Here is a 2072-nt window from a genome sequence, read left to right as displayed (position 1 = left end):
GCCCGGCCCGTGACAGGCCCGCAGGTCGGCGGCGGGCGGGCCGGTGAGCAGGGCGGCGACATCGTGGGCGAGGGCGCCGAGCGCGGCCGGGACGGGGGCGCGGTCGGTGTGCCGGGAGACGGCGTAGCCGGTGCCGTCGACGGCCAGGACCGGCCAGCGCGGGGCGGCGGCGGAGGCCTCGTTGATCCGCTCGACCTCGGCGGCGGGGGCCGGCTCGCCGTCGACGAAGGCGCGCAGGACGGCGCGGATCGCGTCGCGCAGCGCCCGGAACGCCGTCAGGTCGGCCTCCCCGAGCGCGGCCCGGGCCTGCGGGGCGTCGGTGTCGACGGCGAGCCAGGTGGCGAGGTCGTCCGGGGTGGCGAGGGTGTCGCGGACTTTGCCGCGGGTGGCGACCAGTGTGTTCGCGAACGCGACGGCGAGCGGCGGGGCGGACCCGGCCGGGGCCTTCGAAGCGGTGACGGAAACCATGACCTAATGGTAGTCACCCCTTGCAACCGTCATGTTTGACTGCCATGATTCTCACGGCTCACAGCACATCAACCGTGAGAAATGACTCGGGGGAGCACCACAGCATGACCACGACAGCGATCGGGCCCGGCCCGCAGACGCGGACGCAGACCCGCCCGGCGGAGGAGCGGCCGCCGGCCACGGCCACGGATTCGACCTCGGCACCGGCCTCGCTCTGGCGGAACCGGGACTTCCTCAAGTTCTGGTCCGGCGAGACCCTCTCCCTGCTCGGCACCCAGGTCACCACCCTCGCCCTGCCGCTCACCGCCGTGATCGCCTTCGACGCCACCCCGGAGCAGGTCGGGCTGCTGCGCTTCCTGCAGCTCGTCCCGTACCTCGCCCTGGCCCTGGTGTTCGGCGTCCTGGTCGACCGGATGCGGCGCCGGCGCGTCATGCTGCTGGCCAACGGCGCCAGGATGGTGCTCATCGGCCTGGTCCCGCTGCTGGCCGTCACCCACCACCTCGATCTGCCGGTGCTGCTCACGCTCGCCTGCGCGATCGGCGTCTTCTCGGTCCTGTTCGACGTCAGCTGGATGTCCTTCGTCCCGACCCTGGTCAAGGACCCGAAGCACTACGTCGAGGCCAACCAGAAGCTCGGCGTCACCTCGTCCGCGGCGGACGTCGCCGGCCCCGGTCTGGCGGGCGTGCTGGTCGGCGCCCTGAGCGCGCCGGTCGCGCTGCTGGTGGACGCCTTCTCCTACCTGGTCTCGCTCGTGACGCTGCTGACGATCCGCACGCCCGAGCCGCGCCCCGAGCCGCCCGCACAGGGACGCCACCTCGGGCGGGAGCTGGCCGAGGGGCTGCGCTGGGTCTTCGGCGACCGCGTCCTGCGCCCGCTCGCCCTGGTGGCGCCGTTCTGCAACTTCTCGATGGTCTCCGTGTGGACGGTGTTCGTCCTCTACGCGGTGCGCGACCAGGGGCTGACGCCCACCCAGCTCGGCATCGTCTTCTCCGCGTCCTCGGTCGGCGGCCTGGCCGGCGCGGCGGTCTCCGGACGGGTCGTCAAGCGGTTCCACCTGGGCACGGTCTACGCGGTGTCGATGGCGGCGATCTTCGCGAGCCCGCTGCTGCTCCCGTTCGTGCACGCCTCCAAGCCGGTGGTGACGGCCCTGTTCGTCGGCTCGTTCTTCATCAGCTACCTGGGCCTGGGCGTGGCCGGCGTGGTGATGGTCAGCCTGCGCCAGACACTGACGCCGCAGCCGCTGATGGGGCGGATGAACGCGGCCTTCCGGACCCTGCTGTTCGGCGGCGGCTCGCTGGGCGGCCTGCTCGGCGGCGTCATCGGCGGCGCGCTGGGACTGCGCGCGGGACTCGCCGCGATCGCCGTCGGCTCGACCCTGATGCTCGTCCCGCTGGCCCTCTCCCCCGTCAGCCGACTGCGCCGACTGCCTCCGCCCGCCGCCTGATCCGCCAGGCCCCCGGACCAACGGGGGGGGGGGGGGGGCATGGGGGGGGGGGGGGGGGGGACATGGAGAGAGTAGTGGGGGGGGTCGCCATGCGGGCGACGGAGTCCAAAAAAAGAGAAACGGGGAGTAGTCTGCGAGGGGAGCGCCACCTTCTCCCAG

General features: G+C 73.1%; 2 protein-coding genes. One reads left to right on the top strand and one right to left on the bottom strand.

From position 1 onward, the window contains the following. Positions 1 to 468 (bottom strand): ABATE domain-containing protein (locus ACFQ87_RS42835; RefSeq protein WP_380616393.1); only part of this gene is annotated, 468 nt, incomplete at its 3' end. A 104-nt stretch (positions 469 to 572) separates the two neighbouring features. On the opposite strand from ACFQ87_RS42835, the gene ACFQ87_RS42830 reads away from it, so the two are divergent. After that, entirely contained in the window at positions 573 to 1913 is a 1341-nt protein-coding gene (locus ACFQ87_RS42830; protein WP_380616391.1) for an MFS transporter, read from the top strand. Positions 1914 to 2072 lie beyond the last annotated feature (159 nt).

Origin of the sequence: Kitasatospora sp. NPDC056531 (genome assembly GCF_042794375.1) — a bacterium.
In the GTDB taxonomy this organism is placed as follows: domain Bacteria; phylum Actinomycetota; class Actinomycetes; order Streptomycetales; family Streptomycetaceae; genus Kitasatospora.
The sequence above is the reverse complement of the archived record's forward strand: the minus strand, read 5'-3'. Positions and strand labels throughout refer to the sequence as shown.